The 26,132-nt window shown below is 62.3% G+C and carries 28 protein-coding genes; 9 read left to right on the top strand and 19 right to left on the bottom strand.

The window, feature by feature from the left end; translation table 11 throughout:
• Positions 1 to 85: 85 nt before the first annotated feature.
• From ACFQ6H_RS15450 to mftA, 8 genes are all read right to left on the bottom strand, one after another.
• Positions 86 to 1,324 (bottom strand): DUF222 domain-containing protein, encoded by a 1,239-nt coding sequence (locus tag ACFQ6H_RS15450; RefSeq protein WP_378647057.1) that lies wholly within the window; start codon positions 1,322 to 1,324, stop codon positions 86 to 88.
• Positions 1,325 to 1,376: 52 nt separating this feature from the next.
• Complete coding sequence (locus ACFQ6H_RS15445; protein WP_378638495.1) at positions 1,377 to 3,326, bottom strand: mycofactocin system FadH/OYE family oxidoreductase 2; 1,950 nt, start codon at positions 3,324 to 3,326, stop codon at positions 1,377 to 1,379.
• A complete protein-coding gene (locus ACFQ6H_RS15440) occupies positions 3,326 to 4,153 on the bottom strand; it encodes a mycofactocin-coupled SDR family oxidoreductase (RefSeq protein WP_317552366.1) in 828 nt (275 codons plus the stop codon). The genes ACFQ6H_RS15445 and ACFQ6H_RS15440 overlap by 1 nt, the downstream gene beginning before the upstream one ends.
• Positions 4,150 to 6,081, bottom strand: coding sequence for a mycofactocin system FadH/OYE family oxidoreductase 1 (locus ACFQ6H_RS15435; protein ID WP_378638492.1), 1,932 nt, complete (start codon positions 6,079 to 6,081; stop codon positions 4,150 to 4,152). Before ACFQ6H_RS15435 ends, ACFQ6H_RS15440 begins: the two co-directional genes overlap by 4 nt.
• 26 nt (positions 6,082 to 6,107) lie before the next feature.
• Positions 6,108 to 7,286: a pre-mycofactocin synthase MftD gene (mftD, locus tag ACFQ6H_RS15430; protein WP_378638488.1), complete on the bottom strand. Its 1,179-nt coding sequence runs from the start codon at positions 7,284 to 7,286 to the stop codon at positions 6,108 to 6,110.
• A 40-nt stretch (positions 7,287 to 7,326) separates the two neighbouring features.
• A complete protein-coding gene (gene mftC, locus ACFQ6H_RS15425; RefSeq protein WP_317552369.1) occupies positions 7,327 to 8,541 on the bottom strand; it encodes a mycofactocin radical SAM maturase in 1,215 nt (404 codons plus the stop codon).
• Positions 8,542 to 8,618: 77 nt separating this feature from the next.
• A complete protein-coding gene (gene mftB, locus ACFQ6H_RS15420) occupies positions 8,619 to 8,906 on the bottom strand; it encodes a mycofactocin biosynthesis chaperone MftB (RefSeq protein WP_007728309.1) in 288 nt (95 codons plus the stop codon).
• Entirely contained in the window at positions 8,891 to 8,986 is a 96-nt protein-coding gene (mftA, locus tag ACFQ6H_RS15415) for a mycofactocin precursor MftA (protein WP_063836238.1), read from the bottom strand. Before mftA ends, mftB begins: the two co-directional genes overlap by 16 nt.
• A 150-nt stretch (positions 8,987 to 9,136) precedes the next feature.
• Between mftA and mftR the strand changes: the two genes are divergently transcribed.
• Complete coding sequence (gene mftR, locus ACFQ6H_RS15410; protein WP_317552370.1) at positions 9,137 to 9,736, top strand: mycofactocin system transcriptional regulator; 600 nt, start codon at positions 9,137 to 9,139, stop codon at positions 9,734 to 9,736.
• Between the two features lie 30 nt (positions 9,737 to 9,766).
• On the top strand, positions 9,767 to 10,600 hold the full coding sequence (gene mftM / locus ACFQ6H_RS15405; RefSeq protein WP_378647054.1) for a mycofactocin oligosaccharide methyltransferase MftM: 834 nt from the start codon (positions 9,767 to 9,769) through the stop codon (positions 10,598 to 10,600).
• A 6-nt stretch (positions 10,601 to 10,606) separates the two neighbouring features.
• On the opposite strand, the gene ACFQ6H_RS15400 is transcribed toward mftM, so the two are convergent.
• Positions 10,607 to 10,810, bottom strand: coding sequence for a DUF4287 domain-containing protein (locus ACFQ6H_RS15400; RefSeq protein ID WP_378447235.1), 204 nt, complete (start codon positions 10,808 to 10,810; stop codon positions 10,607 to 10,609).
• Between the two features lie 141 nt (positions 10,811 to 10,951).
• Between ACFQ6H_RS15400 and ACFQ6H_RS15395 the strand changes: the two genes are divergently transcribed.
• Positions 10,952 to 11,164, top strand: a complete 213-nt coding sequence (locus ACFQ6H_RS15395; RefSeq protein WP_003942061.1) for a molybdopterin-binding protein — start codon at positions 10,952 to 10,954, stop codon at positions 11,162 to 11,164.
• Positions 11,165 to 11,180: 16 nt separating this feature from the next.
• Here ACFQ6H_RS15395 and ACFQ6H_RS15390 read toward each other — a convergent pair whose 3' ends face one another.
• Positions 11,181 to 11,606 (bottom strand): DUF6314 family protein, encoded by a 426-nt coding sequence (locus tag ACFQ6H_RS15390; protein WP_378647052.1) that lies wholly within the window; start codon positions 11,604 to 11,606, stop codon positions 11,181 to 11,183.
• A gap of 110 nt (positions 11,607 to 11,716) precedes the next feature.
• Here ACFQ6H_RS15390 and ACFQ6H_RS15385 point away from each other — a divergent pair, with 110 nt between their 5' ends.
• Positions 11,717 to 12,193 carry a MaoC/PaaZ C-terminal domain-containing protein gene (locus tag ACFQ6H_RS15385; protein WP_378537738.1) on the top strand — a complete coding sequence of 159 codons (477 nt, stop codon included), beginning with the start codon at positions 11,717 to 11,719 and terminating at the stop codon, positions 12,191 to 12,193.
• Between the two features lie 233 nt (positions 12,194 to 12,426).
• Positions 12,427 to 13,215: a thioesterase family protein gene (locus ACFQ6H_RS15380; protein WP_378647050.1), complete on the top strand. Its 789-nt coding sequence runs from the start codon at positions 12,427 to 12,429 to the stop codon at positions 13,213 to 13,215.
• 23 nt (positions 13,216 to 13,238) lie between these two features.
• Here the strand turns inward: ACFQ6H_RS15380 and ACFQ6H_RS15375 are convergent, their stop codons facing one another.
• A complete protein-coding gene (locus tag ACFQ6H_RS15375) occupies positions 13,239 to 14,909 on the bottom strand; it encodes an ABC transporter permease (protein WP_378647048.1) in 1,671 nt (556 codons plus the stop codon).
• Complete coding sequence (locus ACFQ6H_RS15370; protein ID WP_378537732.1) at positions 14,906 to 15,841, bottom strand: ATP-binding cassette domain-containing protein; 936 nt, start codon at positions 15,839 to 15,841, stop codon at positions 14,906 to 14,908. Before ACFQ6H_RS15370 ends, ACFQ6H_RS15375 begins: the two co-directional genes overlap by 4 nt.
• A 68-nt stretch (positions 15,842 to 15,909) precedes the next feature.
• Between ACFQ6H_RS15370 and ACFQ6H_RS15365 the strand changes: the two genes are divergently transcribed.
• Together ACFQ6H_RS15365 and ACFQ6H_RS15360 are read left to right on the top strand one after the other, a co-directional pair.
• Positions 15,910 to 16,404, top strand: a complete 495-nt coding sequence (locus tag ACFQ6H_RS15365) for a GbsR/MarR family transcriptional regulator (protein ID WP_378537730.1) — start codon at positions 15,910 to 15,912, stop codon at positions 16,402 to 16,404.
• Positions 16,405 to 16,487: 83 nt separating this feature from the next.
• On the top strand, positions 16,488 to 17,027 hold the full coding sequence (locus ACFQ6H_RS15360) for an RNA polymerase subunit sigma (RefSeq protein WP_378647046.1): 540 nt from the start codon (positions 16,488 to 16,490) through the stop codon (positions 17,025 to 17,027).
• On the opposite strand, the gene ACFQ6H_RS15355 is transcribed toward ACFQ6H_RS15360, so the two are convergent.
• From ACFQ6H_RS15355 to ACFQ6H_RS15345, 3 genes are read right to left on the bottom strand one after another with little or no spacing between them, the layout of a single operon-like run.
• Positions 17,024 to 17,707 (bottom strand): response regulator, encoded by a 684-nt coding sequence (locus ACFQ6H_RS15355; RefSeq protein ID WP_378647044.1) that lies wholly within the window; start codon positions 17,705 to 17,707, stop codon positions 17,024 to 17,026. The genes ACFQ6H_RS15360 and ACFQ6H_RS15355 overlap by 4 nt on opposite strands.
• Complete coding sequence (locus ACFQ6H_RS15350) at positions 17,704 to 19,077, bottom strand: histidine kinase (protein ID WP_378647042.1); 1,374 nt, start codon at positions 19,075 to 19,077, stop codon at positions 17,704 to 17,706. The genes ACFQ6H_RS15355 and ACFQ6H_RS15350 overlap by 4 nt, the downstream gene beginning before the upstream one ends.
• A gap of 58 nt (positions 19,078 to 19,135) precedes the next feature.
• Positions 19,136 to 20,341, bottom strand: coding sequence for an iron-containing alcohol dehydrogenase (locus ACFQ6H_RS15345; RefSeq protein ID WP_378447225.1), 1,206 nt, complete (start codon positions 20,339 to 20,341; stop codon positions 19,136 to 19,138).
• A 448-nt stretch (positions 20,342 to 20,789) separates the two neighbouring features.
• On the opposite strand from ACFQ6H_RS15345, the gene ACFQ6H_RS15340 reads away from it, so the two are divergent.
• Entirely contained in the window at positions 20,790 to 21,152 is a 363-nt protein-coding gene (locus tag ACFQ6H_RS15340) for an RNHCP domain-containing protein (RefSeq protein ID WP_378638450.1), read from the top strand.
• A gap of 11 nt (positions 21,153 to 21,163) precedes the next feature.
• Positions 21,164 to 21,583, top strand: coding sequence for an RNHCP domain-containing protein (locus ACFQ6H_RS15335; RefSeq protein ID WP_378638446.1), 420 nt, complete (start codon positions 21,164 to 21,166; stop codon positions 21,581 to 21,583).
• Here the strand turns inward: ACFQ6H_RS15335 and ACFQ6H_RS15330 are convergent.
• From ACFQ6H_RS15330 to mdo, 4 genes are all read right to left on the bottom strand, one after another.
• Positions 21,572 to 21,919, bottom strand: coding sequence for a hypothetical protein (locus ACFQ6H_RS15330; RefSeq protein WP_054187805.1), 348 nt, complete (start codon positions 21,917 to 21,919; stop codon positions 21,572 to 21,574). The two genes, ACFQ6H_RS15335 and ACFQ6H_RS15330, sit on opposite strands and share 12 nt — an antisense overlap.
• A gap of 56 nt (positions 21,920 to 21,975) precedes the next feature.
• Positions 21,976 to 23,499 carry a VWA domain-containing protein gene (locus ACFQ6H_RS15325; RefSeq protein WP_378647039.1) on the bottom strand — a complete coding sequence of 508 codons (1,524 nt, stop codon included), beginning with the start codon at positions 23,497 to 23,499 and terminating at the stop codon, positions 21,976 to 21,978.
• Positions 23,496 to 24,578 (bottom strand): AAA family ATPase, encoded by a 1,083-nt coding sequence (locus ACFQ6H_RS15320; protein WP_378647037.1) that lies wholly within the window; start codon positions 24,576 to 24,578, stop codon positions 23,496 to 23,498. The genes ACFQ6H_RS15325 and ACFQ6H_RS15320 overlap by 4 nt, the downstream gene beginning before the upstream one ends.
• Positions 24,579 to 24,663: 85 nt before the next feature.
• Positions 24,664 to 25,938, bottom strand: a complete 1,275-nt coding sequence (gene mdo, locus ACFQ6H_RS15315) for an NDMA-dependent methanol dehydrogenase (RefSeq protein ID WP_003942095.1) — start codon at positions 25,936 to 25,938, stop codon at positions 24,664 to 24,666.
• Positions 25,939 to 26,132: the final 194 nt, after the last annotated feature.

Genomic DNA, 26,132 nt, shown 5'->3' with positions numbered 1-26,132 from the left:
TCCACTTCGCCGAAGCACAGCATGCGAATACACCGGGGCATGATTCTTCCCCGGTGCACACGCTGGCCTTTTCAGTTATGTCGGTTCACGCCGCAGTCGGTGGACTGTTCCCGCCGATCGGATGCTGGAACGGATCAACAGACATCGGTGGGTAGAACACCGTCTTCCGATCGGGGCCGATCTCGACTCGCCATTCCGTGTGGTGCAGTGTCCGATGGTGATGACCGCACAACAAGATCAGATTGTCGAGATCTGTTGGGCCACCATCGTTCCAGTGAACAATATGGTGAGCATCGCACCACCCCGATGGAGTCCCGCACCCCGGAAACGCACACCCACCATCCCGAACCGCAAGAGCACGTCGCTGCGGAACCGTCGCGGTTCTTGCTTCCTTGCCGCACTCGAGCGGAACACCATTCTCGTCCAACAAAATCCGAGTGACCGTGCAGTCGCACGCCAACATCCGTGCGGTATCGATGCTGATCGGGCCCACCCAATCCGTCCAGGCGAACCCCAGTTCCTGAGTCGACGGCAGTAGATCCTTCAAGGCTTTGAGGTCGGTCATGTCTTTCGCCGACGCGGTGACCGTGATGTGCGGTTTCACCCCGCCCTCGATCGGACCCAACCCCGCCCGCTCGTACCGCCGCAGTAGTTCGCAGAACCCGTCCGCGCGTCGTAGCGCCGGAGTGCGGGTGTCCTTCACTCCGTCCTTCTCCGGCGTCGGCGCCGACAGGCTCGACAACAGAGTGATCAGACGGGCACCGTTGACCGCATCCAGATCACCCTTCACAGTTACTCTGCCGTACAGGCCTTTCGAGGCATAGAACTCATTGCGCTCCGAATCCTCACCCACAGGGACGCCGTCTTCGCGTTTGCCGTACTGCTTCTCGATCCGCCGGATCGCCGCCCGCACCGCATCACAATCAGCGATGTTCTTCGACGCCAGGTCGAGCAGGATCCCGCGGGCCTTGTCGACATCGGCCGGGGTCATGTTCTTCGGCGGATGCTGACAAAAGGACGCCACCTGACGGGCCTTCAACGCATCAACGTCACCTCGGTGGAATGCATCGGCGACAACAGGTTCGAGCAACAACAACCGCGCCAGACTGACCAGCAGGCTGCACTCACCGATCTCCAAATTCGTCGAACCATGCAACCACTGCGCGATCGCCCGAAAACCCTTCCCGCCGAGAACCTCACGGGAAAACATCTCCACGATCAACAACACCATCCGCGACTGCAACTCATGCCGGACACGCACCAGATCCAGAACCTCATTCTTGAGGCCCTCACCATCCAACTGCCACGCTTCCCGACTGTCCATGCCGAAAGTTTAATCGAACATACTTTCGATAACCAGGGACATAACGGACGACTTATATCGACAACGCAATTCGATGACCTTCGATGACCGCGGCATGCGAACGTCTCGGCGACAGAGCGTCACCGATTCGAAAAGTCTCGAAAGAACTTCCCTGCAACGCATTCCATAGCTCGTCGACAGGTTCCTGCTGCGTTACAAAAACCACCCAGTCGACCGCAACTTCCTCGACCACACCCGTCGGAAGGTGAACCAAGCTCACGAGCGGCGAGGCTCCAGCTCTCACCGAAGTCACCATCAGATCCGTCCGTTGCATGATCGACTTCTCGAACGCCCGGCGGTTCCACGCCTCGAAATCCAAGGTGATGCTCAGGTCCTGCGCGACCACCATGCCGTTGGTCGCGATCGTGACCGCACAGCCTCGATCAGCGAGGAACTCCGCCACCGACGTACCTTGATGGAATCCCAACTCGTCGTAGACAAGCACCGTTCCACTCGGCAAAATCTTGCCGTCGAGAACCTCTCGAACACCCACCACACGCTCGGATCCACCCGCCCACGCTGGGCGCACCGGCCGCGCCCCGGTTGCGATCACTACCACGTCGGGCACGCCCTCCTCCACGATCGCGAGATCAGCTCCAACACCCAGCTCGATCGTGACACCGCTTCGGCGACACTCCGATTCGAGATTTCGGACGAGGTCGGCAAGTTCTCGGCGAGCGGGGACCACCGAGGCGGTGAGAATCTGTCCACCGAGTCTTCGTTCACGCTCGAACAGCGTCACCGCATGACCTCGCTGGGCCGCGGTGGCCGCAGCTTGCAGGCCGGCAGGGCCGCCGCCGACCACCATCACAGTGCGACCTCGTCGCCGCGGCATCGGCAGTGGGACCGATTCTCGACCGGCGCGCGGATTTTCGGTGCACCCCAACCAACGCCCCAGACCCATCCGCCCGACGCATTCCTGGTTGCAGGACAAGCAGGTTCGCACCTGCACCGACTGACCGGCACGCGCCTTGTTCACAAAATCCGGATCGGCGATCTGCCCACGAACCACACCCACCAGATCGCACACACCGCCCGCGAGCGCAGCTTCAGCTTGCTCAGGCGTCTTGAAACGGCCGACGCCGACCACGGGAAGATCGACCACCTCCCGGATCGCAGACGGGACGAAGTTGGCGTAGCCGATGGGTACAGCCATCGACGCTTCGACCAGATGCAGTGTTTCCGTTGCCATTCCGACGGTAGTGTTGATGTAGTCGACACGACCGTCGGCTTCGATGAGTTGGGCGGTGGCTACCGCGTCGGACAGTTCGATCCCACCCCGCGTTCCTTCGTATCCACTCAGGCGCACGCCGAGCACACGATCCGGGCCGACGGCCTCACGAAGCACCCCCAGCACCTCGAGCAGAAAACGCGCACGATCTGCCACGCCTCCGCCGTAACGGTCGGTGCGCAGGTTCGTCGAGGGTGAGAGAAAGGCGCGCACGATGGACGACTGCGACGCCTGCAATTCCACCCCGTCGAAGCCACCGGCGACGCAGTTGCGCGCAACAAGAGCGAACCCTGCGAGTATCTCGGCGATGTTCGCGTCGTCCACGGCCTTGGGCACCTCGCGGAACAACGGATCGGCGACCGCGCTCGGCGCCAACAGCGGCAATCGCGAATAGGTTCCAGCACCCTGACCGCCGTTGTGGTTGATCTGCGCGAGAATCGACGAACCATGCGCATGAACGGCGTCGGTGATCCGCCGGTACCCCTCGATTGCTTCGGGCCGATAGCCTGCAATCATCTTCTCGTACGGTCGATCCGAAGGATGCGTCGAGTGCTCCTCGGTGATGATCAGACCCGCACCGCCGCGGGCCCGCGCCTCGTAGTAGCTCGCGTGCTGCTCCGTCGGCAACCCGTTCTCCGCGTAATTGGTCAGGTGTGCGGAGAACACGACTCGATTGCGGAGTGTCAGGTTGCCCAGGCGCAGTGGCGTGAAGAGGCGCGGGTACGGCGTCATCAGACCTTGGAGTTTCCTTGATCGAGCGCGATATGACTTGCCGTGACAGTGCGTGAACCGTCACCGGCGAGCCACAGAACGGTATCGGCAATCTCGTCGGGTTCGGCAAAAGCGATGTCCGAGAGGATCGGAGTGAAGTTGGGAAGGTACTGCGGGAACTTGGCAAATACCTCGAGCGCGCCCTGGTCGACGCCCATCGGCGTATTGACTCCGTAGGGATGGATCGAGTTGACCCTGATCTTGTACTCCCCCAGTTCCTTTGCCGCGGCCTGCGTCAGCCCGACCAGACCGAACTTGGCGCTCGCGTAATGCGCTTGACCGGGCAACGCCTTGAGTCCCGCCACCGAACTGACCACGATGATCGATCCACCGCGCCCACCTTCGATGATCGCCGGCACCGAGGCCTTGAGGGTTTTCCAGACTCCGGTCAGGTTGATGTCGATCAGCGTTTCCCACTGCTCGTCCGACATTTCCCAGAAACGATTCCAGTTACAGACGCCGGCATTGGCGACCACGATGTCGAGACGCCCGAACTGCTCGACGCCGTCCTTGACCACCGCAGTGAGGGCTGCGCCGTCACGGACGTCGACCTCGCGAGCAAGGATCTTCCCACCCTCCCCTTCGACAAGACGCACAGTCTCGGCAAAGTCCTCGGAAGTTGCTGCCTCGTAGGAATTGTCCGACGCCACCGACGCGCACACGTCTACCGCAATGATCGCCGCTCCCTCGCGCGCCATCTTGACCGCGTGCGCACGTCCTTGACCGCGTGCTGCGCCGGTGATGAACGCAACGCGGCCTTCGAGCGAACGAACTGAACCCTGTGTCATGAGATAGCCCTCTCTGCAGAATTGAAACTCGTTCTAGTAGTAAACCCTGCAAAGCGCCCTTCGCGGATGGATTCGAGAACAGTTCTCGGGGCAACCGCGTCCCCGACCCGGATACTCCCGGTTTCATTCAGGGTTTCGTTCGGCAGACGGGGCGAGCAATCGATCAACACTTCGCACTCGAGCCGAGACCGCTCACCGGTGTAGACGTGTTCGACCCAGACGGCCCCTGAGGCGATTTCGACGACACGCGAAGCGAGCACTCGGGTGATCCCGGCCTGCTGGATGCGGGTGTTGGCGCCGACCAGATCGCCACTCGCGCCGAGCCTCGAACCGACGATGGTGTCCGGGGTGACAATCGAGGCGCAGCTGCCCTTGGCTGCGAGTGCTTCTGCGAGCGCCACCGCGATCGGCCCACCGAGCGGATCGATCAGAACTACCGGGCCCGGCCCCACCGAAGTGAGTTTCTCGAGGGCTTCCGATGCATCCAGCCATCGAACCGAGTCGTCGGTCGGATATGCCGGTGGCCTCGCAGCACCACCGGTGGCAACCACAACCAACTCGCCCCGACTGCGTGCGCCGTCGAGATCCTGTGCGTCGATCGCTACCCCGGTTCGCATCGTCACCCCGCTTCGACGGCATTCGTCCTCGAGCCACTGCGCGAGGAGATTGAATCGGCTGCGGCCGTCACCTCGCGCGAAAGTTCGGATCATGCCGCCGAACTGCGATGAACTCTCGACGAGGGTGACCGAGTGTCCCGCCACCGCCGAGATCCGCGCGGCCTCCATCCCGGCGGGGCCACCCCCCACGACCAGCACGGCTCCCGGTGTCGAAATCTGCTCTCGCTCATCGGGGTCCACCGTCTCGAAACCCGCGCTCGGATTCCCCACGCACGTCACGACCGGGTTGCGAGGATCACGCACGAGGCACGTCTGATTGCAGAGCACGCACGGCCGCGGACGATCGCCGCGCGCGGCTTTCACGACCAGGTCCGGGTCTGCGATCTGGGCTCTCGTCATCTCGACGAACTCGGCTATTTCCAGCGCCGCGTGAGCCTCGGCGACGTCAACGACACTCCCCTGCAGGACAACGGGAATCGTGACCGCGGCCTTGATGTCACGGCACAGGGCGAGGTTGAAGTTCGTCGAGCAGTGAAAGTCGGGACGGTATCGGTCAGCCGAATAGAGTCCACCTCGGACGACGACAAGGAGGTCGAGGAGCGGAGATACTTCACGCGCAAAGCCTGCTGCAAGATCGGGTGTCAATCCCGCCCACGGTGCTTCCTCGTCGCAGGACAACCGCAAGGAGACAACGTGGTCCGGTCCGAGTTCCTCACGCACTCCCGAGATGACCTCACGAAGGAGGGCAGCGCGATCAGTGCCGTATCGGTCTCGTCGAGTATTGGTCAGGCCCGAAAGGAATTGCCGCAGAATACTTCGAGGGCCGGCATCGAGTTCCACGCCGTCCATTCCCGAAGCGATCGCCAGCGCCGCTGCGTCGCGAAAGCCGGTTATCAGTTGGTCGATCTCCGGCTGCCCCATTGCCAACGGCAACTCGCGCGTCACCGGGTCGGCTACCCGCGACGGTCCCCACAGCACCGATTGTGAATATGCGCTCGAACCCTGCATCCCGGTATGACCGAGACCGGCAAGAACCAATGTTCCGTACGAAGCGCACGCCGTCGAGATCGACTGCCACCCCGGGCCGCACTCCGAAGCCAGCGGTGCTCGCTCATACGGCCAGTCGTTGTCCAGTACCGACGCCACTTCCGTGACGACGATCCCGGCACCGCCCTCGGCACGGCGTTGGTAGTAGGCGCGGTGCCGATCCGAAAGTTCGCGGCCGAGGGACAGATTGGTCTCGTGCGGACCGAAAACAACCCTGGACCGGACGGTGCGTCCGGCCAGGGTTGTGTGTTCGTAAAGGCTCAACTCACAGCTCGATCAGAGCCGGAGTTTCAGCTCGCACCCAGCGTGCGGGTGAAGCCATCCGGGATCACCAGGTCCGCCGGACTCAGTTCGGTGATGGACGAGTGGCCAAGGCCCATCAGTCCCGAGTCGATGCCCATCCGCATAAGGTCGAGCACGTTCTCGACTCCGGCCTGACCGTTTGCCGAGAGGCCCCACAGGTAGGCGCGCCCGAGCATGACGGCCTTGGCGCCGAGAGCGAGCGCCTTGACGACATCGCCGCCGCGTCGAATGCCACCGTCGAGAACAACTTCCACCTGATCGCCCACGGCTTCGGCAATCCCCGGGAGTACGCGGATCGGCGCGGGGGTGCCGTCGAGGTTGTTACCACCGTGGTTGGAGACGGAAATCGCGGAGACACCGGCGTCGACAGCTCGCTTGGCGTCGTCGATGCGCATGATGCCCTTGAGCATGAAGGGCCCGCCCCACTGCTCACGCAGCCAGGCAATGTCTTCCCACGTCGGAAGCGGCGTCTGCATCCACTCGCCGTACGCACCGAAGAAGGTCGGCGCCGGCTGACCGGGAGCCGCAAGGTTCGGGGTGGTCAGATCCGGGATCTTGCCGGTCTTGGCGAACTCCAACAACCACTTCGGGCGCATGATGCCCTCGGGTGCGAACTGGAACATCGCCTTGAGGTCCATCTTTTCGGGGATGGACGGGCTGCCCCAGTCGCGGCCGTACGAGAAGGACCAGTCGGTGGTGATGATCAGGCCCTTGGCACCGGCGGCGCGAGCGCGCTCCATACGCTGCAGGAGCACGTCGCGGCTGCCGACCCAGTACATCTGGAAGAACACCTGCGGGTTGGCCGCTGCAACTTCTTCGATGGACTTGCTGGCAAAAGAACTCAGGCCGATCGCCGTTCCCCGTGCTGCGGCCGCTCGAGCTACCGCTACCTCGCCGTCGGGGTGCACTGCCTGCACACCGGTCGGCGAAATCATCACCGGAAGCGAAATGTCCTGCCCCATAATGGTGGTGGCCATGTTTCGCTCGTTCGGCAAGCCGGCCGCATGCGGAGCGAAACCCAGTTCACTGTAGGCCGCGACATTGTCGTCGACGGTCAGGCCCTTTTCGGATCCGGCCACCAGCGCCGCATACACGGACTTGGGGAGCCTCTTCTGCGCACGTCGCTGTGCTTCGGCGACGGTCTCGAAGAATGCGTTCTTTGCCATCAGTCAAACCTCTCGTATCGCAAGTGGCCGGAAAGGCTACTTACATTCCCGCAAGCGGGTTTTCGTCACAAATCTTGGCGGGGGGACGCATCATCAGTGTCAGTGGCACCGATGCACGCGGGGTTTTACGTTGACCGGAACGTGAGTGGTCGACGCTGGACTTGGGGATCTCTCCCGCGCCGGCCAAGGCCATTTCACCGTTTCCGATGACGCACTCGGGATCAGGGCCGTCCATCGGCAGCCCGGTGAAGAACTTGGCTGCCATGCAGCCACCGCGGCAGGAGTCGTAGTGGTTGCACTTGCTGCAGGCACCACCGGTCTGCGGCGAGCGCAGCTCTTCGAACAGGTCCGAGTGCTGCCAAACTTCCTGGAATCCACCGTCTTTCACGATGTTTCCGGCGAGGAACTGATCGTGAATCGCGAACGGGCACGCGTACACGTCGCCGACCGGGTCGATCAGGCACACGACACGGCCCGCGCCACAGAGATTGAGACCGGGCAGTGCATCGCCGAACGCGGAGAGGTGGAAGAACGAGTCGCCCGTCAGGACGCCCTCACCGTTGGCCACCAACCAGTTGTAGAGCTCACGCTGCTGCTCGGGACGCGGGTGCAGGTCATCCCACACGTCGGCGCCGCGGCCCGAAGGACGCAGGCGGGTGATGCGCAGTGTCGCGTCGTACTTGTCGGCGAGAGCCTTGAACTCGTCGAGCTGACTGACGTTGTGCCGCGTGACGACCACCGAAATCTTGGCGTCCTTGAAGCCGGCTTCCTTCAGGTTCGCGAGAGCGCGCTCGGCCATAGCGAACGAACCAGGCCCGCGCACAGCATCATTGACCTCAGCAGTGGCACCGTCGATGGAAATCTGCACGTCGACGTAGTCACTGGCCGCGAGCCGTGCGGCGACCTTCTTATCGATCTTCACGCCGTTGGTGGAGAACTTCACACCAACCTGGTGGTCCGTCGCATAGTCGACGAGCTCCCAGAAGTCGGAGCGTACCGTCGGTTCGCCGCCACCGATGTTGACGTAGAACACCTGCATACGCTGCAGCTCGTCGATGATGGACTTGCACTGCTCGGTGCTCAGCTCGTTGGGGTCACGACGACCCGAAGACGACAGGCAGTGCACGCAGGAAAGGTTGCAAGCGTAGGTGAGTTCCCACGTCAGGCAGATCGGGGCGTCGAGTCCGAGTTCGAACTGATCGACGAGGCGACCCACCTTGGCGGGTGGGGATGGCTGTTCAAGAACTGAGGTCATGGCTGTGTCCTCGCGAAGAAATGAAGCGGGCGAACGTGCAGAAGGGCTGTTCCGCACGTGGGGGGCGAGCGTCTGGCTCAGACAGGCACGATCATGTGCGAATCGGCGAGAGTGCTCAGCGCACGGGCATATTGGGGAGCCGCGTCATCTTCGATGCCTTGCGCACGCAGTGCGGACCGGACATCAGGATGGTCTGGCAACGCCTTGACCACCGCAACGATGGTCGTGTTCTTCAGGAACGAGAGCTTGCGCGTTCCGAAGTGGTAGAGCAACGCCCCGAAAGGTTCGGGGCGAAGCGCTACCTGCGGGTGGAGTTTCCACCCCGCGTCGAGATCCAAAGCAGACACGGTCAGTACACGCCGCACATGCCGTCGATGGAAACTTCCTCCACGAGGGACTCCTCGACGAGGTCGTTCTCGAGCGCCTTGTTGTCACGATCTGACATGGATTCCTCCTGCGTTCGCACTCCGTCTGGAAGTCTGTAGATCAGACTTCCAACCTGGGAGTTGGTGGTCACTAGTGGGACTTCACTGTGACTCGGTTCACCACTGTAATGGCATCGAGTGCAGAATGACACACATGGAGCGAAAAAAGTATGCGTAGCCGCAAGAAACCGTCCGCTCGGATAGGTCGTCGCCCCTCCACAACGAAGGAGGGAATCAGCACGATCGGCATCGAGCTGTTCTCCACAGTCGGCTTCAACGAGGTGAGCGTCGACCAGATAGCCGACGCCGCCGGCATCGCGCGTCGGACTTTCTTTCGCTACTTCCCGTCCAAGAACGCCGTTCCCTGGGGAGACTTCGACGGGCATCTCGGCGAGATGCGCGAGCACCTGGATTCACTGCCCGCCGACATCCCGTTGGTCGACGCACTCGAATCCGCATTGTTGACGTTCAACACCTTTCCACCGGAAGAGACTGCGGTACATCGCAAACGGATGGAACTGATCCTCGAAGTTCCGACGCTTCAGGCATACTCTGTGGTGATGTACGAAGGGTGGCGACAGGTGGTCGCCGACTACGTCGCACGACGAATGAATCTCGAACCGACCGATCACGGCCCACGCACCGTCGGCTATCTTCTGCTCGGGGTGGCCATGTCGGCGTACGAGCAGTGGCTCACCGACGATTCACTCGAGCTACCGGAACTCTTGAAAACAGGTACGCAGTCCCTGCGGACCGGCATCAGCACCTGATAGAGCATCAGCCACCCGAGAAAGGTGATCATGTCCACCACCACAAACGAACCGGTCCTGGATTCACTGGCACCGTCGACGCCGGGCTTGTGGTCGTTCGGGCATGTCACCGTCGAACGGGTCGATTCCGGTCCGATCTCGCTCGATCGTCGAGGCGGTCGCCTCCACGTCCGGCACTCCCTCAATCCGGCCGATCTGAGCGAGCGCCTCGTCGCCGGAGTTACCTCGTCGATTCAGGACGCGGAGTTCGGTCAGGACGAATTCGAGCTGACGATGGTCGGTCTGGTTCGCTCCACCGTGGACGGTGCTCTCGAATCCTGGACCACCTACTACCGGAACTCGCTTGCCGAACTACTGGACGGCACTGCGGATTTCGCACCGATCCACGACAAAGCCGAAGAACTGGTTCGTGGCTCCGTGCTCGATCTGGGGTCCTGCTTCGGTTTCCTGCCCCTTCGGCTCGCGCGCGCCGGAATGGACGTGACCGCCACGGACATCCTGCCCGGAACGATGATCCTGCTCGACGCGGTAGCCCCCGAACTCGGCATCAAGATCGACACGGTGATCTGCGACGCGGGGGAAGTCCCGGCTCCGGACAACAGCGCCGACACCGTCACCGCGATTCATCTCCTCGAGCACGTAGACGACTCAGTCGGCGCAGCGGTGATTGCGCAGGCACTCCGAATCGCACGTCAGAGGGTCGTCATAGCCGTCCCCTTCGAAAACGAAGCCACCGCGTGCCACGGCCACATCCGCACTTTCGATCTCGAGTCGCTGCGCGCAGTCGGCCGGCAGACCGGTGTGCCGTTCGAGGTATTCGAGCATCACGGCGGCTGGTTGGTGCTGGACGCTACTGCCACCTGAAGTGAACTAGCCTTCTTTCAACGTATGCGCGACAAGGGCATTCGCATGACCATGGCCCATACCGTGCTCCGACTTCAACCAATTCACCAATTCCATGTGCTTGGTGAGCTCTGAGCTTCGAATCAGCTCTTGCCATTCACCGATCGGCCGACCGTACTTCTTCTCGATCGACGGAAAGTACGACGCCGGGCCCTTCACAGGTTCAGTCATGACCGGAATCTACCGCGGGCGGCCGACATCATCCGCGCAACTCTCTCGCCTGCATGTCCGCACCTGCGGAATCGCTGGGTATCCACGGGCCAGGCAGCTTAGGGTCGAAATACAACTACCCGAGAGCACAGGAGTTCAGAGATGCGACTGTCCACACGAAATCAACTCACCGGCACCATCACCGAGGTCAACCTCGGCACCGTCATGGCAACAGTCAAGGTGAAATTGGACGGCGGGAACCAGATCGTGACTTCGTCGATCACCCGCGATGCCGCGCTGGATCTCGACCTTGAACCAGGCCAAGCTGCAACGGTATTCGTGAAGTCCACCGAGGTGACGATCGGCGTCGAATAACTGGCGAACGCTGTGATCAGGGCCGGGTGAGATGCGTGGTCATCGTGTAGTCCTTGGTCGGCCCCGTCACGGTCCAGACGACAGTCCAGGCCGATCGATCGCCGGCAGTGACGTCGATTCGCCCGCGGTAGGTATCGGCACCGCACAGGTGCACGACTTCCTCCCCCGGTGCCCAGTCGTGAAACTCTCTGCCGTCCTCGAATGTCACAGCCCACGCGAGGCCGTGCTCGGCGATGAACAGAGTCCGGAACACGGGCAGTTCCAGATCGCCGTCACGCAGAGTTCCACTCTCGTACCAGCGCATCCGACCATCATCGGCGTCGGAGATAGTGGTCTCTCCGAAGACATGCTTGGTGGAACCGGAAAGGCGGTCGACGATGTCGCGCTCGAAGTGCCACGTTCCTGCCAGCGCCCTCGGCTCGATCTTCGCGTCGTCAACCATGTGACGATTCTAGTGACCCTGGATTACCCGACGACACCGGAGACCGACTCGAACACACTGCCGGAGTATGTTCCGAGTACACCCGGAACACGCAGGAGATTCACACAGACATGAACGATTCGGCCGCCCTTCACAAACGCACAGTGTTCGCCGAAGATCTCGAGATCGGCCAAGTGATCCCATTGGGATCGTATTCGGTGACCGAAGAAGAGATCGTCGAGTTCGCAACCCAGTGGGATCCCCAGTGGTTTCACATCGACAAGGAAGCCGCCGGGTCCGGGGTCTTCGGCGGGTTGATCGCCAGCGGACTGCACACCCTGTCGATCTGCCAGAAGTTGGTGGTCGACAGTCTCTACGACCAGTGGAACGTGATCGCCGGAAAGACCATGCGCGACGTGAGCTTCCTACGTCCACTTCGCCCCGGTGACACCCTGAGCGGAAAGGTCACCGTCGACAACGTCGTGTTCGACAATCGCGCGCGAGGATTGGTCACCATCACGGCAAAACTGGTCGATGCGCACGGCAATCGCGTTCTCGACGTCGTCACCGACGCTTACCTGCACTGCCGCCCGACTCGCGGACAGTGAATTATCGGTAAATTCCGCACCGCATTGTCTGAATTGCCGTACTTTCAGTGACGTTGCGACGCAACACTACCCATCCCCGCAATCAGGAGTTCCTCACACATGAGCAGCCTCGGCGAGATCAATCCTCTCGGCATTCTTCAGATCCTCATCTACATGCTCTTCGGTGGGTCGTCCAGCACTCCCGAATAGACCCTGGCTTGCCATTGCCATAGTCAGCATCTAATCTGCTGACTATGGCAATTACTAGTCAGGCATCCGTGACGGCCACGTCGCCGACCGACGCAGCGCGTCATCACACCGAATTCGACTCCAGCTGGCGGAGTTTCGACGGCATTCAGGGCGGACTTGCCGTAGCACGGATGCTGCGAGTCGCCGCCGACGCGTCCGGAGCCGAACCGCTGGCAGTCACGGCACACCTGGACCGCCCCGTCCCTCCGGGGCCGGCCGAATTGACTGTCGGCGAGATGCGGGGCGGGCGGACCGTCAGTTGCCACGTCACGCTGACCGGTGCAGGATCCGCCCTTGTTCGGTTAGCCCGCGACACAGGAGTCACGACGCTGTCCGCCCCCGGAGTCGAGCCGAGTTCGGCCGACCCGTCAACCCTGCCGCCACTGGAGATCCCGGTGGATTTTGTGCCGTTCGCCCAGCACCTCGACATTCGGCCGATCAATTCGGCGAGGCCGTTCGCCGGTGGTGACTCCCCCGAATTCGACGTCTGGATCCGGCTGCTCACAGATCTCGATTTCACGGCGCAAGAGCGTGCGGCGGTCCTGCTCGATGCACTTCCACCTGGACTGTTCGCGACACTGACGATGCCCGTGGCCATTCCGACCATCGAGTTCACCGCGCATTTCATCCCGGAGCACCTCACGGCAGATCCCCGAACGCTGTCACCGTGGTATCGCCTGCGCCACGGGACTGCCTGGGCGACAGACACTCTCTGTGTTGACGAATCCGAACTATTCGACTCGACCGGACGGCTTGCTGCTCGGGCTCGCCAGCTTCGTCGAATTCTGAGTTGAACTCCCAATTGAGTGCAGCTCGACTACACCTGGAGGTCGCGACGACGGAACGCAACAAGCGATGCTGTCGAAAGCACTACTGCCACAACGATCATTGCCAGAATTGGTAGAACTGTCACCGGCTCGGCAGGGGCACCCGGCACGTGGGTGAACGGCGACAGATCCAGCACTATCTGCGGAAGTTTCAGCAACGTACCGAGTTGCCCGAGCACGATGCATGCCGCCAAGATTCCCCAGGAGAGGGACGACGCATACGTCGGAAACAGTCCGAAAGCCAACGACACCAACCCCACGACGACAAGCACCGCAGGCAGATACGCCAACGCCGCGCCGGTCATCCGAAATGTGTTGCCGCCGATGTCATTCGTGACGAGCCCGAAGGCGAATCCGGTGAACGCACCCATCAAGACGTGCGCGAGGATCACGCCGCCGACAACCACCCCCAAGTGGGACAGCATCCACTTCCGCCGCGACAGCGAGGTTGCCAGCAACGGTTCGAGCCGTCCCGAGGTTTCCTCGCCCCGCATACGGAGAAGACTCTGGACCGAATATGCCGCGATGACTATCGACGTGAGACCGAGAGCGGTGGCCAAGTAGGAGTCCACCAGATCCGTACCGCCGCCACCGAGTTTCTCGAACATCTCTGCGGTCTGCTGCGACGATCCCACCATCGCGTCGATCTCGTTGCCCACAGCACCGTACGCGAATCCGAGTATGACGACGGCAAAGATCCACCAGAACATCGTCATTCGCTGCATGCGCCACGCCAGGCCCCAAGCCGATGGTAGCCACGATGCCGCGGCCGGCGGGCCGGGTCGGGGCTGAACGAGTCCTGCTCCCTGATCGCGATGGCCGATGAGAACAAAAGCCACCACCACGTGCACAGACGCAAATCCGATCAACAACAACAGGATCCACCAGGCGTCGTCGTCGAAAGGTCGGATCTGTTGTGCCCACCCGATCGGTGAGAGCCACGACAACCAACCGCTCACCACGCGAGTTCCGTCGTCGACGACCGTACTGTTGACGTCACCGATCGCGCGCAGCATGAAGGCGACACCGATCGCGGCGCCCGCCAACCCGTTGGCCGTACGAGCGCCGTCGGTGATCTGCGCCGTCACTGCCGCCACTCCGGCAAACGCGATTCCGGTACCGCCGATCGACGCGCCCAGTGCGAGCGAACCGCCGACCGGCAGGCCGACGGCGATCGATCCCAGTGCAATTCCCAGTGCCAGAACCACATTCGCACCGACCGTGACAATCAACGCGGAGGTCAAGAGCGCTCGCCGACCTACCACCGCCGCACCGATCATCTCGGCACGGCCGGTCTCCTCGTTTTGTCGCGTATGGCGAACCACCGCAAGGGTACTCATCAATGCCGCCACCAACGCGAACACGAGCACCGACTGACTGGCGACTATCGCGCCCTGCGAATCGCCGGACACGATTCCGTTGGTTGCCAGCGCCACCGGCGATACCGCGGAACTGACTGCGATGTTTCGCAATTCCTCGGGTGTCGTGTACAGCCCGGTCACACTGGCGACGACAAGCAGCATGAACAGCACGATCGAGACGACCCACACGGAAAGCTGGATCCGGTCCCGTCGCAAAGCCAACCGAACCAGTCGGCGCGTGCCGGTGAACTGACTTGCCGACGCCGGTACCGGTGGAGCGGCTTCGGCAACGACGGTCATGGCAATACTCCGGTCTCGGCCCGCAGGTGGACCGAAGTCTCCCTGGCCCGCTCGTCACCGTAGTGCCGCAAGAAGAGTTCTTCGAGCGTTGGCGGAGTGGAAGTGAGCGCCACGATCCCGAAGCCGACCAAGTACGTCATGAGTGGCCCGAGTTGTGCGCTGTCGACTTCGCAGGTGAAGTGGTTACCGTCGATTACCGCGTCGTGGACACCGCCGAGTCCGTCGAGTCCACCGATCGGGCGCACCGTCTCCGCCGAGACGGATGTGCGGGTGAGATGCCTGAGTTCGGAGAGTGTTCCCTCTTCCACCGTCCGCCCGTCGCGGATGATGCTCACGCGATCGCACAATGCCTCTACCTCGGCCAGGATATGGCTCGACAGCAGAACCGTCTTCCCGGCGTGAGCCACTTCCTCGACGCAGTCCTGAAATACCGCTTCCATCAACGGGTCGAGTCCTGATGTCGGTTCGTCGAGGACGTAAAGGTCGACGTCCGACGAAAAGGCAGCAACGAGTGCAACCTTCTGCCGGTTACCTTTCGAGTACGTACGCGCCTTCTTGGTCGGGTCCAGCTCGAAGCGCTCGAGCAACTCGCTGCGCCGCTTTCGGTCCAGACCACCGCGCAGACCGGCCAACAGGTCGACAGCCTCCCCGCCGGTGAGGTTGGGCCACAGATTCACGTCGCCGGGTACGTACGCGAGCCGTCGATGCAAAGTCACGGCGTCTCGCCACGGATCGCCGCCGAGGACGGTTGCGTCCCCGGAGTCAGAGCGGAGCAGGCCGAGAAGCACACGAATAGTGGTGGACTTTCCGGAGCCGTTCGGCCCCAGGAATCCGTGTACTTCACCCGTCGAGACGTCGAGATCGAGGCCGTCCAGCGCGCGGGTGGTACCGAAGGTCTTGACGAGGCTTTTCACTGAAATTGCCGCACCCATGAATTTGACCGTACGCCGATTTCACAAATGTGTGAAGATAGAAAAGAAGGAAAGATCGAAAGGTTCCGATGACCGACACCAGCCATACCGTCGTCCCGGACGAGAGCCGACACTATGTCGAGCGACTCTCACTCGTGCTGAGCGACATGGGTTTTCCGCCGATGCCCGCACGCGTCTGGGCCGCGCTGATGACCAGCGAGACGCCCTCGTCCACACCGGGAGATCTCGGATCTCGGTTGGGAGTGAGCCCCGCCGCCATCTCCGGAGCTGTCCGATACCTCCAGCAAGTCGGGTTGATAGAGCGTGTGGCCGTCCCCGGGTCGAGGCGTCAGCACTACTGCGTCAGCGTCGAGATGTGGGCCGACGCGTTTGTCACGAAACAGTCCTCCCTTTATCAGGTCTCGGCAGTTGCGGACGAGGGAATTCGAGTCCTCGGCGAAGGAACCACGGCCGGCGATCGGATGGCCGATCTGCGCGACTTCTTCGACTTCATGGCCGCGGAAATGCCGCGCATGCTCGCGGACTGGCGCTCCCGGCGAAAAGACCGGACACCTGGCAGGTAACTTCGGGTTTACCCGCAATTTCGGCGGGGTACCTCAATTCTCGGTCCAGCATGGTCAGGTGCGGTGTACCCGAGGAGTTGTTGATGAAGCTGTCGATCAGGGGCGCGAACACTTCACCGACTCCGCCCCTCGCACACACCGCTTCACCCGAAACCTGTGAACGATCGATTTCGTTGAATCGCACCGCCGCCGAGGCATTCGCCGGCGATCACCATGCACTCTCGAAACTCCTGGCCCGGTTGCACCCTCGCGTCGTTCTCTACTATCGCGCCAGACTTCTCGGAACGTCTGTCGCACCGTTCGCCGACGATCTCGCCCACCAATGCACCTTGGACGTCGTCACACGAATGTCCGGCACGATCTCGGCCGACACGCGGATCGAGACATTTGCGTACGAGTTGGCATCGCAACGGATTGCGGCAATTCCCCAGTCACACAACATCAACAGGCAATTCAAACGCCCCCGTCGCCTGACCGACGACCAACGTGAGGTTCTGGTACTTCGAATCGCGGTCGGTCTGACTGCCGACATGACCGCGTCGACTCTCCGCACAACTCGTTCGAGCGTGCTCCTCGTCCAGCATCAGGCACTACGCGCCTGGACGGTCTCCGACCGAAGCTAGATCAGACCTTGCTTACTCGCGGCGTAGACAGCTTCCGCTCGTCGGCTCACCTCGAGTTTGCGCATGATGTTGCTGACGTGAAACTTGACAGTGGTCGGTGAGATGAACAATCGCTCACCGATCTTGATGTTGGACAAACCGTTTGCGAGAAGCCGCAGTACCTCTAGCTCGCGATCGGTCAATCGTTCCTTGGTTGCCGACTGTCCGTTGAGCGAACGGACGACAGCCGATGCGCTGCGAGAATCGAACGCACTCTCGCCTCGCGAGACCGCTCTGATCGCCCGCACCAGCTCGGTGGTGTCGACGTCTTTGACCACATAGCCGCGAGCACCTGCGTGCACCGCTCGCACTACCAGTTGATCATCGAGAAAGGTGGTGAGAACCAACAGTCCGAGCCCAGGATGCGCTGACGACAATTGGCCACAGAGGGTCAGCCCCTCGTAGTCGGAGCTTGCGGAGAGTTTGAGATCCATCAGGACGATGTCCGGGCCGACCTTGTCGACGACGGCAAGCGCCTCGGCGAGGGACGACGCCTCCCCCACGATCTCGAGGTCGCTTTCGCGCTCGAGCACCGAGCGGAGCCCTTGCCGCAGAATTGCATGGTCGTCGACCAGGACGATTCGAACCAATCCCTGAACCGGCGATGCTCCGCGGGTGATGACGGGACGCGCAGTGGTCATGATTCCTCGCTCTCGATTTCAGTGGTGGAGCAAAGGTTTTCCATGCCCGAGTCGAACGGCAGTGGTAGTCGCACGAGAATCTGAATCCCACCGATCCGCGCGCGACGTACTTCGAGCGCACCACCCAACTCGAGTGTTCGCGCCTGCATGTTCGCGAGACCGCGATGGCGGCCGTCGAGATCGTTGGTGGCTGCGAGTTTGAGGATCAGACGCATTCGCGCAGGGTCGCCGTCACCGTCGTCGGAGACCGACAGCAACACCGAGTCCGCCCGATAGGTCAGACGGAGTACTGCCCGATTCGCGTGAGCATGGACCGCTGCGTTGAACAGGGCTTCCCCGGCGATCCGCAGAAGAGCGTGTTCGGCATCGCCCGGAAGTTCTGTCGGGGTACCGCCGACGCGAACGCTGACCGCCAACTCGTCGGGCATGTGAACCACGCCGAGCTGCTCGAGCATCTCTGGCAGCGACGTGCGGTCCGCGTCCGAGGAATGATTGAGAGCATAGATCGCCGAACGAAGCTGCTCGACTGCCCGCCTGGTCAAATCCTTTGCCAAGTCCAGTCTTTCACTGCGCTCGGCCTCCGGGATGTCGCTGCGGCAGACCTCGATCTGCATGCCGGCCGACAACACCGCTTGCGTCACACTGTCGTGAAGTTCGCGGGCGATCCGGTGACGTTCGTCGTCGACCACCTGATGTCGGTGCGCCACTCCCAACTGACGCTGAGTGGACTCCAATTCGCTGTTGCGCACCGCAAGATCGGCCGCCGTGCGATTGGCCTCCGCGTACGCATCTTCAGCACGTTCGAGCAGTAACTGTCCGCGCTGATAGAGCGCCGAATTCTGCAGGGCCACAGCAGTCTGGCTGGCCAGAATGCTGAGCACGGCCCCGTCCGTCGTATCGAGCGTCCGGTTGGCCGGCGTCCAGGCCGCAAAGGCGCCGACCACACCACCGCCGAGCACGATCGGCACAAACGCGTAGTGAGCGTCGATCACCGAGTTGGATTCGATTCTGCCGTAACGGATGTCGTCGAGGCATTCGACGACATCCTCCGGAAGCGGTGGCCCCTCCACATTGTCGACCAGGAACGGCGTCGCATCCGGACCGAGGACCAATCGCCGGGGCCCGGCGTCGGGCAAGGTCCCGTCGGCCAAGGCGAAGACTATCCAGTTGGCACTCAGATGAGCGCGGGCAGCTTCCGCGACCGCACAGACCAGAGTTTCCGGGCCCTCGACGGTGCGCACCAAAGCCCGCGAGATCAATTCCAGCGCATGTACGACGCGCTCGAGGCGCTCGGCCGCACCGCGATACTGCGGGTAGAACGAACTCTTACCCGACCGCAATCCGGTGAGCCTGGACAGGTCCGCGGTCATCGCCTCCACCACTTCACAGCGTCCCTCTTCACAGCGTCCATCTTCACAGCGTCCATCTTCACAAGGCACCTCTGAACAACGCCACCATCTGTTCCTGCGTCGCTTCCCGGGGATTGGTGGACATGCAGGCGTCGAGCAAAGCGAAGCTGGCGAGCCTACTCAGATCTTCCTCTCGAACACCCAACTCCCCCAGCCCCTTCGGCACGCCGACCTCACGCGCGAGCCGTTCGACCCGATCGGCCACCGCCAGCGCTGCTTCCTCCGGGGTGCCGTGCTGCTCGGGAAGACTCAGTGCCGCAGCGATGGCAACAAAGGGGGCAGCGTCCGTCGTGGAATTGAACCGGATGACGTGGGGCAACAGAATTCCGTTGATGACGCCGTGCGGCAGGTCGAGCATGCCGCCCACCTGATGGCTCATCGCGTGCGCGGCGCCGAGTATCGCGTTGGTAAACGCCAACCCGGCCTCGAGACTCGCCTGCGCCATCACCGACCGCGCTTCCATCTCCATCGGGTCCTGGATCGTGTGCACCAGATTCTCGGTCACCAGCCCGACAGCGCGGAGCGCGTGATGATCGGTCAACGGATTGTGCGCCAGCGAGACGAAGGCTTCGATACCGTGCGTCAGTGCATCCAATCCCGTTGCAGCATTGAGCCACTCGGGCATCGTCGTGAGCAACCGCGGATCGATGACCGTCACATCGGGGACCAGAGCCCGGCCGATGATGGTGATCTTGGTGCCGCGGGTCGTGTCCGTGACGATGCAGAACTGCGACACGTCCGCGCCGGTGCCGGACGTGGTGGGAACCATCACCAACGGCGGGATCGGTTTTGTCGCCTGATCTACACCCTCGTAGTCGAGTATGTTGCCGCCGTTGGCAGCGAGGACTGCCACACCTTTTGCCGCGTCGATGACGGAACCGCCGCCGAGCGCGATGATGACGTCGCACTCGCCTTCCTGGTACACCTCGAATCCGGCCGCGATCTCGAAGTCCTTGGGGTTGGGCGTCAGCCCTGACCACACCGTCGCGGTCAACCCCTGCTCGGTGAGATGGCCTTCGAGTTCGCTGACCCATCCGGCGTCGATCAGACCGGGATCGGTGACCAGGAACGGTCGGAACCCGCCGAACCTCAGAGTCGCGTGTGCTGCCTCGACCAGGGAACCGATGCCGAAGACGATCTCGGGGGCGTGAAATTTGACCAGTCGAGCAGCAGTACCGCGGCGATGAACACCGTGGTTCACAGCATCCGGATAAGCCACGGACACGACCCCACTCTCCTCTCGCTGCTCTGAGATCTCCGGTCGGGATTTCGCATCCGTCGCTCTCAGCGCATCAACTCCCACGTGCACAAACTGGTGTGATCCACCTTACAATCGCTGGCCCCGAGCCTACGCGGACAGCAGACGGGGCACACCCACCGAAGGAGAGGCGCTTACCTACCCGTTCGGGCAGGTAAGGCGTCTCGGGAAAATGAATGGCGCGGCGAGAAGGTCCCGCTGTACTTTCGGTTGCGGCCAGAGTGGCCCGTAGAACCGATTCAGAAGGTGTTTATGACCCAGCCCGCGCCGAGCGCGCCTCTCGCCCCTGCCCTGTCCGCAATCCTCGAGATCACCTACTGATCCGCGGAACCTGATTCCAAACGACGGACTGACAGCCGCGAGGCCCCCTCGGCCTGCTCCTACCTGCTTTGTTCACTCAGCTAGGAGTTCTCCAGTGCCTCGATCACACAATTCCATCTCGAATACCGACACCTTCTCCTGCGTTCAGTGCGGGCTCACCGTCATGACGCACGGCCCCGACGGCGATCGCCGAAACCATTGCCCCAGTTGCCTGCATTCCCGACACCTGTTCGACCAGGTGGAAGGTGGGCCGTCAGACTGCGGAATGCGGATGGCCCCCATTTCCATCGCGGTGCTGCGTAGTGGCGATTGGATGATCATCCACCGCTGCGCACAATGCTTCGAACTCACCTCCAACCCCGTCAGCCGAGACGACAACCAGTTGTTGTTGATGAGAATGGCAGTGCGGCCGCTCGCGCAACCGCCCTTCCCGCTCGAAGCCTTCGGCGACTTGTGAAGGGGAATCAGATGCCACGTAGGAATCCCAGCACCCGCGCGCGGCGGGCACCGCAACGGGCCAAGCACGTACTGCACGGAATCGGCGGAGAACAAGGATCGAGCTTCCGTTGTCTCACATGCCGTTTGGACATCTCCACTGCGGCGCCGGGCACCGCCCATCGGAACCACTGCCCGAACTGTCTGGCAAGCCGACACGTCGATGGACGCATTCCCGGCGACCGAGCACAACAGTGCAGAGGCGCAATGGCGGCGCTGTCCCTGTCGGTCCGGCAAGACGGTGAATGGATGCTCGTTCACCAGTGCGTCGAGTGCAATACGTTGAAAGTCAACAGGATCGCCGGCGACGACAACGCCTTGGTCCTGCTGCGATTGGCGCTACGTCCGTTGGCAGACCCTCGCCTGCGCTCGCGCGCGTTGCTAGCGCTCTGATGATTCGTCCGGTGTACTCGCGCGGTTCTGCGCGCGATTACACCGGACGAAGACCACGAACACGATCCCGGCGAGCAAGCCGACCACAGTCGGTCCGAGGACCAGTCCCGAGTACAACCACGGGGCAGGTTCTGCCGGAAAGAGGTCCATGAATATGGGTCCGGTGTATGTCGGTTCGGAAAACGGTTCCCGATAGGATCCTCCGGTGAGAATGTGCGGTGACGCCAACGACTTCCACCACCACTGAAACACGCCGAGCGCCACAACCCCACACACGGCGCCGAGCACTGTCAGCGCCGCGATCGGTCGCCAGATCGATCCCCTGATTTCGGACATGAGATCAAACTAGTTCACGACAGATCGCGCAGTGACATCGGTGAAGTGCACTGACATCAGCGAAGTGCGTGCCCCAGTTCAGCGGCCTTTGCCATCAGTTGCGCGGCATCTCGGGCAACAACAACCTCGTCGCAGATCTCCGAATACTCCGGCATCGCGCACGATGCCTGGTTCCAGTAACGCTGTGGTTCCGGCGTGATCCAGGCCAGACGGTGGACCTTTCGGCGGAGTTCCTCGAGCTTGTCCGCCTGCGGGGGCAACCCGTTGCACCGACCGTCGCCCACGATGATGACAGACGTCCGTGAGTTCAAGGTGTTTCCGTGCTCGTCCAACAATTCTGTGAGCACCCGCCCGTAATCGCTGCTGGCTTCCAGATCCAGACCCGGGTGCGCGAGTACCGCGGCCAGTGCGCCGTCACCACTACTGGCGAGAAGGGTCTCGGTCACGTCGACCGGACGATCGACGAATGCGAGTACTTCGCAACGATCTGCCCGCCGATGCATTGCCTGAGCCATCCGCAGAGTGAACGCGGTGATGGGGCGCACGGACAATGACACGTCTGCGATCAGAAGCAGCCGAACACGATCGGGGCGAGGGGCTTTCACGACCAGATGGAAGGGTATTCCGTCGGTACGCAGGCTCGAACGGACCGTGCGGCGCATGTCGAGATGCCCACGAGAGCGCTCACGGGGTCGAGGCCTGGACGGACCTCGCATCCGCCGAAGCACCTCGTGGCACGCGAGTTCGATGTCGTTGTGCGTTGCACCGGCAGCAGATTCACTGTCCGGCGCATCGGGAGCGGATTCGGCCAGCGCAGCGGCCGAGAGCGCTTGCACAAACGCTTCGACTGCCTCGACGAGCCGATTCAATTGCGCCTGCGTCAACGGTCCGTCGTCGGAGACGTCCGCGTACGCCTTGCTCGGGTCGTAGGCGTCCAGCCAGGCCAGGATGGACGTAGGATCGTCCCACGACAACGAACCGACTACTGCTGCAGCAACACTGGTACTGAGGTCACCGACCACCGCCGAGGCTGCACGGTCCACGTCGACCGTGTAACTGACCCCGCGTCGACCGGTCTCCGAACCGGTATCGACCGACAGTTCGGCGTCACTCGACGTCATCGACACATCGTCGTCGTCCTTGTGAGGGTTGAAGCCCTTCTCCGCCTCCGGAGTGTCGAAGTAGTCGCCTACCTCGGCCGCACGCTCGTTGTACTCGGCGTACCGACCAACTTCTTGATCCTCGTCGATCCCGAGCGCGGTGGGCAGACCGTCCGCCACCTCGGCTCGCGATGCCATCCGCTCGGCGTGTTCTTTGCCTGCGGCCGGCCGGAACAGCGCGTCGAACGCCCGCTCGAAACCGGCCTGCTCGTGAGAGTACTTGGCGCACACTGCCCGGAGACACGCTCGCAATGTCTCGCGATCCGAGGCGCCGACCATCGCGAGGACACGCCGAACCTCGATGACCTCGGCCGGTGACGCGGAAACTCCGGCCGCCCTCAGCAATCGACCGAAGCTCGCGGACACCACGTCGAGAACAAACGACGGCTGCCACACGGCGAGGCCACCGAGCGTCGTCATCGCGTCGAACGGATTCCGCTGCCGCCGCGGATTCCCTGTTGATGGGGGTCGCGTCCGCCGGTTCCCCGGAACACGGCCGTCGTCGTGTTGGCGGGTTTGCTTGCCACAGTGGCTCGCTCGATCGGTTCACCACCGTCGCGCGAAGATGATTCGAGAAGCTTTCCGTCGAATCGCTCCTTGGCCAGCGTCACGTCGGACGAGTACTTGAGCAACGCCGTGAGCAGGATGTCGCGCACCTTGGCGTCGGAGGCGGTGTCGAATCCGCTGGCCGCGAGCACTGTTGCGGCTCTGGCAGCGTCGATGACCTCCGAGATGGACGGGCTCTTGCGCAGCGGGAGATCACGCAGGATGCGAGCCAATTCGACAACCTCCGTGGCCGTGGCCGCATCTACCTCCGGTGCTCGGGCCGTGACGATCTCGCGTTCACGCTCCGACGTCGGATAGCCGAGATGGTAATGCAGACAGCGCCGCTTGAGAGCCGGCGAGAGTTCGCGAGTGTCGTTGGACGTCAAGATGACCCAGGGCTGCGATCGGGCCACGAACGTGCCGACCTCGGGGATGGTGATCTGCTGTTCGGCAAGGATCTCCAGTAGCAACGCTTCCATCGATTCCTCGGTGCGGTCCACCTCGTCGACCAGGAGCACCACCGGTTCGGGTGAGAGGATCGCTTCGAGCAGCGGCCGCACGGACAAGAAGTTCTCGGAGTACAAACCGAAATCCTGATCGGCCAGAAACTTCGACGCTTCGGCGACGCTGTCGAACTCGGACACCTGATCGCTGATCCGGTCGCGGAGCATCTGCACGTGCAGGAGTTGCTTCGCGTAGTCCCATTCGTACAGGGCGCGATTGTCGTCCAGCCCTTCGTAGCACTGCAATCGCACCAGTTTGCGGCCCCCGATCGCAGCCAGAGACTTCGCCAGTTCCGTCTTGCCGACACCGGCCGGCCCTTCGAGCAGGAGCGGACGCCCCAGCGCCGTCGCCAGATGAACGACTACCGCAAACTCGTCGTCCGCGATGTAGTCCTGCTCTCGCAGAGCATCTTTCACTTCGATTCCGCTGGAGAAACTGCGATTGGACATTGAACACCTTTCATGGGGGCAAGCCCCCCGTGCGCGCTTAAGCAGTCTCTGGACTCCTTAAGCGCGCACGGGGCCGGAGGCCCTGCTAGAAGTACGACTTGTTGATCGCGTGATCGACAACCGGGATCATCGACTCCACGGTGACCTCACGGGGGTTACCCGGGGTGCACCAGTCGTCCTGAATGTGCTCGGAGATGGCGCGCACAGTCTTCTCGTCACCCTTGATGACATCACCACGACCCTCGTACTTCTTGGTGTTCATCTGATTCTTCGCGTACGAATCGGTACGAACCTGACCGAAGTTGTCGGGGATACCGACGTCCTTGGCCAAACGGATGGCCGCCTCGACGGCAGCATCTGCAGCCTGAACCGTGGTGAGGTTACGAGTGTCGACACCGAGTGCACCGGCCAACTGGGCGTAGCGCTCGTAGCGCGAAGGCAGGTTGTACTCCCACACACGCGGCAACGCGATGGCGTTGTTCAGACCGTGATGGCTGTCGAAGAAGGCACTGACCGCGTGCGAGATCGAGTGAACGATGCCGAGTCCGCCGGAGTTGAAGGCCTGCCCGGCGATGTACTGCGCGTTCATCATTCCCTCGCGAGCCTTGAGGTTGCGCGGCTCGAAGACAGCCTCGCGCAGGTTCTTCGCGACCAACTCGACCGAGTAGATCGCGTTACCGAGCGAGGGCGCGAAATCGAGACGAGACACGAAAGGCTCACTGCCGTGCGCGAGTACGTCGAAGCCGCAGTACGCGGTGAAGTGCTGAGGGCAGGTGTAGTAGAGCAGCGGGTCGTCGATCGCCAGGGTGACGATGGTCGCCTCGTCGAAGCCGACCCATTTGTGCGGGTTGTTCATGTCCGACGTGTCGGTGATGACGTACGCCCACGACGTCTCGGAACCCGTACCGGCCGTGGTGGATACGGCGATGTGCGGCGGGTTCTCCTTGTTGGTGGACTTGGCGAAGCCCTCGAACTCGTTGATGTTGCGACCGTCGTGTGCGATCACGACGCGAGCTCCCTTGGCGGCGTCGTGGCTCGAACCACCGCCGATCGAGATGATCGAGTCGCACTTCTCCTTCTGGTAGAGAGCCGCGGCCTCCATGACGTTGTAGTCCTTGGGATTCGACTCGACCTTGTCGTAGAGCACGACCTCGACACCCTGGTACTCGATCTTGCCGACCAGTTCCTCGATGATGCCCGAACCGCGCAGACCGGTTGTCATCAGAAGGGTGCGCTTGAAGCCGAGGTTCTTGGCTTCCACACCGATGATGTCGTGAGCGCCCACACCCATCAGGGCGCGTGGGAAGGGGTGGAACTCCTTGATGGGAAAGTCCCAGATCTGGTTGAGCTCGATAGCCATCGGTATCTCCTCGGGGATGTGCACGAATGTGACTGCGGGAGGGATTCGAGCCGATTCTTTGTGACCGGCGTCTCACCTGGTTTCCACTGTGTACCGACAAACAGCCCCTGCACAGGCTTCGGCAGCTCAACCGCCCGGACGCCGCCCGCGAACCGCCCGTTCGGGCAGGTCGGCCCCGCCCCGGACTGCCAGGA

The organism is Rhodococcus sp. NPDC056506 (assembly GCF_042794945.1).
GTDB lineage: Bacteria > Actinomycetota > Actinomycetes > Mycobacteriales > Mycobacteriaceae > Rhodococcus_F.
The sequence above is the reverse complement of the archived record's forward strand: the minus strand, read 5'-3'. Positions and strand labels throughout refer to the sequence as shown.

Excerpts from the sequence above, each read along its gene's own strand:
- ACFQ6H_RS15440 (WP_317552366.1), bottom strand. The coding sequence starts at position 4,153 with ATGACACAGGGTTCAGTTCGTTCGCTCGAAGGCCGCGTTGCGTTCATC.
- ACFQ6H_RS15375 (WP_378647048.1), bottom strand. The coding sequence starts at position 14,909 with ATGACCGTCGTTGCCGAAGCCGCTCCACCGGTACCGGCGTCGGCAAGT.
- mftA (WP_063836238.1), bottom strand. The coding sequence starts at position 8,986 with ATGTCAGATCGTGACAACAAGGCGCTCGAGAACGACCTCGTCGAGGAG.
- ACFQ6H_RS15380 (WP_378647050.1), top strand. The coding sequence starts at position 12,427 with ATGGCAATTACTAGTCAGGCATCCGTGACGGCCACGTCGCCGACCGAC.
- ACFQ6H_RS15325 (WP_378647039.1), bottom strand. The coding sequence starts at position 23,499 with ATGACGACGCTCGGTGGCCTCGCCGTGTGGCAGCCGTCGTTTGTTCTC.
- mftC (WP_317552369.1), bottom strand. The coding sequence starts at position 8,541 with ATGACCTCAGTTCTTGAACAGCCATCCCCACCCGCCAAGGTGGGTCGC.
- ACFQ6H_RS15350 (WP_378647042.1), bottom strand. The coding sequence starts at position 19,077 with ATGACCGCGGACCTGTCCAGGCTCACCGGATTGCGGTCGGGTAAGAGT.
- ACFQ6H_RS15370 (WP_378537732.1), bottom strand. The coding sequence starts at position 15,841 with ATGGGTGCGGCAATTTCAGTGAAAAGCCTCGTCAAGACCTTCGGTACC.
- mftR (WP_317552370.1), top strand. The coding sequence starts at position 9,137 with ATGCGTAGCCGCAAGAAACCGTCCGCTCGGATAGGTCGTCGCCCCTCC.
- ACFQ6H_RS15445 (WP_378638495.1), bottom strand. The coding sequence starts at position 3,326 with ATGACGCCGTACCCGCGCCTCTTCACGCCACTGCGCCTGGGCAACCTG.
- ACFQ6H_RS15335 (WP_378638446.1), top strand. The coding sequence starts at position 21,164 with ATGCCACGTAGGAATCCCAGCACCCGCGCGCGGCGGGCACCGCAACGG.
- ACFQ6H_RS15330 (WP_054187805.1), bottom strand. The coding sequence starts at position 21,919 with ATGTCCGAAATCAGGGGATCGATCTGGCGACCGATCGCGGCGCTGACA.
- ACFQ6H_RS15360 (WP_378647046.1), top strand. The coding sequence starts at position 16,488 with ATGAAGCTGTCGATCAGGGGCGCGAACACTTCACCGACTCCGCCCCTC.
- ACFQ6H_RS15395 (WP_003942061.1), top strand. The coding sequence starts at position 10,952 with ATGCGACTGTCCACACGAAATCAACTCACCGGCACCATCACCGAGGTC.
- ACFQ6H_RS15390 (WP_378647052.1), bottom strand. The coding sequence starts at position 11,606 with ATGGTTGACGACGCGAAGATCGAGCCGAGGGCGCTGGCAGGAACGTGG.
- ACFQ6H_RS15365 (WP_378537730.1), top strand. The coding sequence starts at position 15,910 with ATGACCGACACCAGCCATACCGTCGTCCCGGACGAGAGCCGACACTAT.
- mftD (WP_378638488.1), bottom strand. The coding sequence starts at position 7,286 with ATGGCAAAGAACGCATTCTTCGAGACCGTCGCCGAAGCACAGCGACGT.
- ACFQ6H_RS15400 (WP_378447235.1), bottom strand. The coding sequence starts at position 10,810 with ATGACTGAACCTGTGAAGGGCCCGGCGTCGTACTTTCCGTCGATCGAG.
- mftM (WP_378647054.1), top strand. The coding sequence starts at position 9,767 with ATGTCCACCACCACAAACGAACCGGTCCTGGATTCACTGGCACCGTCG.
- ACFQ6H_RS15355 (WP_378647044.1), bottom strand. The coding sequence starts at position 17,707 with ATGACCACTGCGCGTCCCGTCATCACCCGCGGAGCATCGCCGGTTCAG.
- ACFQ6H_RS15320 (WP_378647037.1), bottom strand. The coding sequence starts at position 24,578 with ATGTCCAATCGCAGTTTCTCCAGCGGAATCGAAGTGAAAGATGCTCTG.
- ACFQ6H_RS15385 (WP_378537738.1), top strand. The coding sequence starts at position 11,717 with ATGAACGATTCGGCCGCCCTTCACAAACGCACAGTGTTCGCCGAAGAT.
- ACFQ6H_RS15450 (WP_378647057.1), bottom strand. The coding sequence starts at position 1,324 with ATGGACAGTCGGGAAGCGTGGCAGTTGGATGGTGAGGGCCTCAAGAAT.
- mdo (WP_003942095.1), bottom strand. The coding sequence starts at position 25,938 with ATGGCTATCGAGCTCAACCAGATCTGGGACTTTCCCATCAAGGAGTTC.